This is a genomic window from Actinomycetospora flava, assembly GCF_037400335.1.
GTDB classification, from domain to species: Bacteria; Actinomycetota; Actinomycetes; order Mycobacteriales; family Pseudonocardiaceae; genus Actinomycetospora; species Actinomycetospora flava.
On sequence record NZ_JBBEGM010000040.1, the window covers coordinates 1 to 466 of the forward strand.

Consider the following 466-nt stretch of genomic DNA (forward strand, 5'->3'; position numbering starts at 1 on the left):
GCGGAACGATTTTCCTGCTCGGCGGGGAACATCCCCGCCCGCCCGCACCGTCACAGTGCCGAACGCCCACCACGAGGGCACCGGGCACGGACAGAGAGCGAGCACCGATCATGAGCGCCGACACCACCGCCAGCGACCGCCACTTCGCCGCCGACGGCAACATCTACGAGGCCGACGGCACCGTGGTCGGCACCTACCAGCTCGACGAGCACGGCCACCTCGAGTCCACCGCCACCGACGAGGACGGCGACGGCCGCGTCGACACCGTCGTCGCCGACACCGACCACAACGGCACCTTCGAGACCGGCGTGGTCGACACCGACGCCGACGGCTACGGCGAGACCATCATGATCGACACCGACGACGACGGCGACTTCGACACCGCCGCGGTCGACACCGACGCCGACGGCACCTACGAGACCGTCCGCACCGACCCCGACGGCTTCGCCTGACCCCACCCCACGTG

Annotated in this window: 1 protein-coding gene; it reads left to right on the forward strand. The window is 70.6% G+C overall.

Annotated features, from left to right (window positions below; all coding sequences use genetic code 11):
* The first annotated feature begins 110 nt into the window (after window positions 1–110).
* The gene (locus tag WCD58_RS33565) at window positions 111–452 is read left to right on the forward strand and encodes a hypothetical protein (RefSeq protein WP_337707494.1); all 342 of its coding nucleotides are present in this window, start codon (window positions 111–113) and stop codon (window positions 450–452) included.
* Window positions 453–466: the final 14 nt, after the last annotated feature.

Excerpts from the sequence above, each read along its gene's own strand:
- WCD58_RS33565 (WP_337707494.1), top strand. The coding sequence starts at position 111 with ATGAGCGCCGACACCACCGCCAGCGACCGCCACTTCGCCGCCGACGGC.